6 protein-coding genes are annotated in these 5,914 nt (G+C 72.2%); 3 read left to right on the forward strand and 3 right to left on the reverse strand.

The features are described 5' to 3' along the window. Positions 1-458 precede the first annotated feature (458 nt). From DY240_RS07255 to DY240_RS07265, 3 genes are all read right to left on the reverse strand, one after another. Positions 459-800, reverse strand: coding sequence for a hypothetical protein (locus DY240_RS07255; RefSeq protein ID WP_119659286.1), 342 nt, complete (start codon positions 798-800; stop codon positions 459-461). 19 nt (positions 801-819) lie between these two features. Then, the gene (locus DY240_RS07260) at positions 820-2,391 is read right to left on the reverse strand and encodes a leucyl aminopeptidase (RefSeq protein ID WP_199701013.1); all 1,572 of its coding nucleotides are present in this window, start codon (positions 2,389-2,391) and stop codon (positions 820-822) included. Positions 2,392-2,501: 110 nt separating this feature from the next. Next, positions 2,502-2,669 (reverse strand): DUF3117 domain-containing protein, encoded by a 168-nt coding sequence (locus DY240_RS07265; protein ID WP_069114398.1) that lies wholly within the window; start codon positions 2,667-2,669, stop codon positions 2,502-2,504. A 195-nt stretch (positions 2,670-2,864) separates the two neighbouring features. Between DY240_RS07265 and DY240_RS07270 the strand changes: the two genes are divergently transcribed. The 3 genes from DY240_RS07270 to DY240_RS07280 all read left to right on the forward strand — a co-directional run bounded on the left by DY240_RS07270 (position 2,865) and on the right by DY240_RS07280 (position 5,150). Then, positions 2,865-3,701, forward strand: a complete 837-nt coding sequence (locus DY240_RS07270) for a PaaX family transcriptional regulator (protein WP_119659288.1) — start codon at positions 2,865-2,867, stop codon at positions 3,699-3,701. Positions 3,702-3,787: 86 nt separating this feature from the next. Next, positions 3,788-4,573 (forward strand): enoyl-CoA hydratase-related protein, encoded by a 786-nt coding sequence (locus tag DY240_RS07275; protein WP_233552639.1) that lies wholly within the window; start codon positions 3,788-3,790, stop codon positions 4,571-4,573. Next, a complete protein-coding gene (locus DY240_RS07280; protein ID WP_119659289.1) occupies positions 4,563-5,150 on the forward strand; it encodes a DNA-3-methyladenine glycosylase I in 588 nt (195 codons plus the stop codon). The genes DY240_RS07275 and DY240_RS07280 overlap by 11 nt, the downstream gene beginning before the upstream one ends. The last annotated feature ends 764 nt before the right edge of the window (positions 5,151-5,914 follow it).

A 5,914-nucleotide genomic window follows, 5' to 3' on the forward strand; every position in this document is an offset into this window, starting at 1 on the left:
GCGACGATGACCGCTTGACTCACCCGTCCGCGGCCAAGAACGGGCAGCTATCAGGGGGACGGGGAGGATGTGGGCACGCCTCGAGGTTGATGTGCCCGTTTCGCCCGGTTTGCCGGGCTGCATACGCCCATGATCATCGGCGATCGTCTACATCACGAGGATTACGTGAGCTTCACCATGGCTGTAGGGGTGTTGACGCTGGGGTAATCCTCGTGATGGCCCACGAATCACGGTGAAATCTCACCAGGTGGACGCTCAACAACACCAACGCCACACAGTAACGGGGCCGACGCCCCCGACAGGACCGTCGCCACACTCCCCCCGTCCCCCTGATAGCTGCCCGTTCTTAGCCGCGGGCGCGCGGGTCAAGCGGTCATCGCCGGCGCGAAGCGCCTCCACAGTCCGCTTGAGGCGCGCGCACGCGGCCAAGACAATCGGGCAGCAGGGGGACGGGAAACCTACGCAGGACCCGGCCCGGCGGCGAACCCGGCGCCACCCTCCGCGACGGCCACCACCTCGAACGGCTCCTGCAGGACCGGCGCCGACCCGATCAGCTTCGAGCCGGGCGAGTCGGCGGCCGTTTCGGCGAACGAGGCGGCGAAGGCGTCGCGGGCGGCCGCGGTCTCGAACACGTAGGTGCCCTCGAACCACTCGCCCGGCCGCATGCGCCACGTCTTGAACCGCAGGCCGTCCATGCCGGTGAAGCGGGCCAGCGAGGTGTCGCGGACGTACTCGCGCAGCGCCTCGGCGACATCGGCGGGCGCGTCGGCCAGCGACCAGCGCACGCTCAGTCCGTACATGTGTCCTCCCAGGAAGATGTCAGGCGAGCGGTGCGCCGGCCTCGAGCCAGTACAGCAGCGCCCGTACGCCGAACCCCGTACCGCCCTTGGTCACCTCGGCCTTGTCGGAGTCGGCGCGAGCCGGGCCGGCGATGTCGAGGTGCGCCCACGGCACGTCGCCGACGAAGCGCTGCAGGAACAGCGCCGCCATGATCGACCCGCCGCCGAGGTGGGCGGTGTCGATGTGCGAGATGTCGGCGATCGAGGAGTCGAGGCCGAAGCGGTAGTCGTCGACCAGCGGCATCCGCCACAGCCGCTCCCCGGCCGCCTCGCCGGCCTCGCGCAACGCGGCGGCCAGCTCGTCCGACGTCGAGTACAGGGCGCCGTGTCCGCGGCCGAGCGCCGTGGTGGCGGCGCCGGTGAGCGTGGCGACGTCGACGATGACCGTCGGCTCCAGCTCCGCCACGGCGTAGCCGATGCCGTCGGCCAGCACCAGGCGGCCCTCGGCGTCGGTGTTGAGCACCTCGACCGTCGTGCCGTCGTACTGGCGGATGACGTCGCTGGGGCGCTGGGCGCTCGCGCCGGGCATGTTCTCGGCGGCCGCGACGAGGCCGGTGACGCGGACGGCGATGCCGAGCTCGCGCACGGCGGAGAGGACGCCCATGACGACGGCGCCGCCGGTCATGTCCGTCTTCATCGGGACCATGCCCTCGCGCGGCTTGAGCGACAGCCCGCCGGTGTCGTACGTGATGCCCTTGCCGACGAGCACGACGTGCGGCGTGCCCCGGCCGGCGTTCGGCGGCTCGTAACGCATGGCGATGAGCCGCGGCGGCCGCTCGGATCCCTGGCCGACTGCCAGGATGCCGCCGAAGCCCTCGTCGGCCAGCGCCTTCTCATCGCGCACCCGGACGTCGAGACCGTGCTCGGCGCCGAGCCGGCGTGCCTGCTCGGCCAGCCACTCGGGGTCCTTGACGTTCGAGGGGGTCTGCGCGAGGTCGCGGGCGGTCCAGCCGGCGCCGGCGATCGCGACCGCCGCGGCGACGACGTCCGCACGGGCGCCCTCGCCGGCCAGCACCAGCGTCCCGAGCGGCCGCTTCGCCTGCGGGAGCGGCGTGCCCCGGAAGTCGCCGAGCGCGTACGTGGCCAGCACGGCGCCCTCGACGAACGCGCGCGTGGCGGCGTCGTCGGCCGTCGCGGTGACGGCGGAGGCCAGCCGGTCGGTGCCGCGGGCGGCTCGGGCGAGCGCGGCGCCGGCCTTCCGGTACGCCGAGGCCGACCCGTCGCCGAGACCCACCAGCAGCACCCGCGTGACGTCGACCTCGCCGTCGACGCTGGCCGCACCCCTGCCCTCGGCGAAGACCGGCACGGACACCACCTCGCCGGCCTTGCCGGTGCCGCCGTCGCGGTCGAGCGCGGCGAACAGGTCCAGCCCCAGCGCCTCGGCGACCTCCGCGCCGCCGGGGCCGATCCACGGCGAGCCGTCGCCGTCGTCGGCCGCGTCCGGCGCGTCGTCGGGCCAGACCGCCAGTGCCAGCACGCCGGCCTCGGCGTCCAGCAGCGGCCGGGCGTCGACCACGACCTCGGTGGGGCGAACAGTGCTCTCAGCTGACACGCGTACTCCTCCAGCCCTGACTTCGGGGTCCTCCGGGCAGAGTAATGCCCCCGCCCAGCGCCGCAGGCGCCGGACGAGGGCACCTATTCAATGCTCACGGCAACGACACGTCAGCCGACGACATCCTTCAACGCATCACCCAGCGCGCCGGCCTCGTCAGCAGTGAGCTCGACGACCAGACGACCGCCACCCTCGATCGGGACGCGCATGACAATGCCGCGACCCTCCTTGGTGACCTCGAGCGGCCCATCGCCAGTCCGCGGCTTCATCGCCGCCATCCGCGCACCCCTTCCTTCTTCAGGCGCACACCCAAACCCCCTGATGGCCAGGGAGCACCAGCCGTGTGCGTCACGATGGAGGTCATTATCCCGCATGTTGGTCGTCGCGGGGAGACCGCGGTCGGTATGTCCTCACCCGGGCGCTCCCGGATCGGCGGGCGTGGCTGTCGGTGGGGGCTGGCAGGATGGAGCACTGTGAACGCCAGATCCGCACTGTTCGACCTCTATGGCGATCACGTGCGCTCGCGTGGCGGCAAGGCCAGGGTCGCCGCGCTGGTGCGGTTGCTCGCCCCGCTCGGCATCGCCGCGCCGGCGGTGCGAACAGCCGTGTCGCGCATGGTGAAACAGGGCTGGCTGCACCCGGTCCGCATCGACGGCTCGCCCGGCTACGAGCTCACCGAGCGGGCCGACCGCCGCCTCGAGGAGGCCGCTGCGCGCATCTACCGCACCAACGGCCGCGGCGAATGGGACGGCCGGTGGCACGTCGTCGTGCCCGAGCGGTCGGCGCAACGGGCCGCCCGCGAGCGGCTGCGCAACGGGCTGGCCTACCTCGGATACGCGCCGGTCGGCGACGGCACCTGGATCGCCGCCCGGCCGTCGCCCGAGCTGGTGTCGCTGCTCGACGCCGAGGACCTGCGGGCCGAGCGGTTCAGCGCCCGCCACCAGGGCGACGACGCCGAGCTGGTGCGCCGCGCATGGGACCTCGACGCCGTCGGCCGGTCCTACCTGCGCTGGCTGGCCGACGCCCGCGGCCTGCTCGATACGCTGCCCGACCAGCCGACCGACGAGCAGGCGTTCGCCGTCCGCAGCCGGCTCGTCCACGAGTGGCGCAAGTTCCTGTTCACCGACCCCGGACTGCCGCGCGAGCTGCTGCCCGCGGTCTGGCCCGGCGACGACGCCGCCGCCTTCTTCGACGAGCACGCCGCTCGGCTGCAACCTGCCGCCGGCCGGTTCGTCGACGCCTGCCTGTCAGGAACCCCCAAGGAGGGTGATGCAACACCGAGGGTGATGGGGGGCCGGAGGTCTCCCTGAGCCCTCGGTCCAGGGCTGAGGCCGACCGGAGAGAGTGAGTGATCGTTGCATGACCCGACTTCCGCACAACTGATGGAGGGTGACCAGTGAGCCCGGTGCGCTACGAGGTCGACGACGGCGTCGGCGTCATCACGCTCGACCGGCCCGAGGCCATGAACAGCCTCGACACCGCCACCAAGGTCGCGCTGCGCGACGCCGCACTGGCCGCCGCCCACGACGAGGCGGTGCGCGCCGTGGTGCTCACCGGCTCCGGCCGGGCGTTCTGCGTCGGCCAAGACCTCAAGGAGCACGCCCAGGCGCTGGCCTCCGGCGACTCCGGCCTCGCCACCACGGTGCGCGAGCACTACAACTCGACGGTCCGGGCGCTGCTCACCATGCCCAAGCCGGTGGTGGCGGCCGTCAACGGCGTGGCGGCCGGCGCCGGTGCGTCCTACGCGTTCGCCTGTGACCTTCGCATCGTCGCCGACTCCGCCGGCTTCAACCTCGCCTTCGCCGCCATCGGGCTGTCGTCCGACACCGGGTCGTCCTGGACGCTCCCCCGGCTGGTCGGCTGGGCCAAGGCGCGTGAGCTGCTGTTCCTGCCCCGCACCGTCAAGGCCGACGAGGCACTGGCCCTCGGGCTGGCGACCGAGGTCGTGCCCGCCGACGACGTGCTGCCGCGGGCCATGGAGCTCGCCCGCGGGTTCGCCGCCGGCCCGACGCGCGCCTACGCGGCACTGCGCCGGGCCCTGGAGTTCTCGGCGACGCACGGCCTCGACGAGTCGCTCGACCACGAGGCCGACATGATGCAGTGGACGGGCGCCTCCGACGACCACCGCGCCGCCGTCGAGGCGTTCCTGGCCAAGCAGCAGGCGGTGTTCCATGGCCGCTGACCTCGTCGAGGGCCCCGACGGCAAGCCGCGCTGCCTGTGGGGCACCAGCACGCCCGACTACGTCGCCTACCACGACGACGAGTGGGGCCGCCCCGTCCACGGCGACACCGCGCTGTACGAGCGGCTCACGCTCGAGGCGTTCCAGTCGGGGCTGTCGTGGCTGACGATCCTGCGCAAACGCGACGGCTTCCGCAAGGCGTTCGCCGCCTTCGACCCCTCCGTCGTCGCCGGTTTCGGGGCCGAGGACGAGGCCCGGCTGATGGCCGACACCGGCATCGTCCGCAACCGCGCCAAGGTCGCGGCCGCCATCGCCAACGCCCGGGCGCTCGTCGACCTGCAGGACACCGACGGCGAGGGCGCGCTCGACCGCCTCATCTGGTCCTTCGCCCCCGACCCCGCCAGTCGCCCGGCACCGGTCTCGCTGGCCGACGTCCCCGCGGTCACGCCCGAGTCGACGGCCCTGGCGAAGGCTTTGAAGAAGCGCGGTTTCGTCTTCGTCGGCCCCACCACGACGTACGCCGCCATGCAGGCCTGCGGCCTGGTCAACGACCACCTGGCCGGCTGCTTCGCCCGCTGACCCACGTCGATCCGTTCGGCTCGGTGTGGCGTTCGCCGGGGCTCCCCGTCCCCCTGCTGCCCCATTCTCTTGCCGCAAACCCGCGCCTCAAGTCCGCCAGGGAGTCGCTTTCGCGACGACGGGCGGACTTGACCCGCGGGTTCGCGGCCAAGAACGGGCAGCTATCAGGGGGACGGGGAGGATGTGGGCACGCCTCGCCGTTGGCGTGCCCGTTTCGCCCCGTTTGCCGGACGGTGGACAGCGATGATCATCGACGATCGCCTACATCACGAGGATTACGCGAGCATCACCATGGCTGTAGGGGTGTTGAGGCTGGGGTAATCCTCGTGATGTCTCCCGAATCACGGCGAAATCTCACCAAGCGGACGCCCAACGACACCAACGCCACACCGTAACGGGGCCAACGCCGCGGGAGTCGTCGCCAGACTCCCCCCGTCCCCCTGATAGCTGCCCGTTCTTAGCCGCGGGCGCGCGGGTCAAGCGGTCATCGCCGGCGCGAAGCGTCCAATAGTCCGCTTGAGGCGCGCGCCCGCGGCCAAGACAATCGGGCAGCAGGGGGACGGGAAACCAACCAACGCAGCAGAGGATGTTAGCCGACGCCGAGATTGCCGACGCCGCGGCCTTGGAGATGCCGATGAATGCGTGGGGCGTGTGTCGTGGTGTGGTGGTCACGGTGGCGGTGTCGTCGTCACGGTGTCGCGGTCGGCAGGTGATGCCGTCGCGGCCTGGATGGGTGAGGGATCCGCGTCGTCCTGGCTACCCGG

Source organism: Jiangella rhizosphaerae (assembly GCF_003579925.1).
Lineage (GTDB): Bacteria > Actinomycetota > Actinomycetes > Jiangellales > Jiangellaceae > Jiangella > Jiangella rhizosphaerae.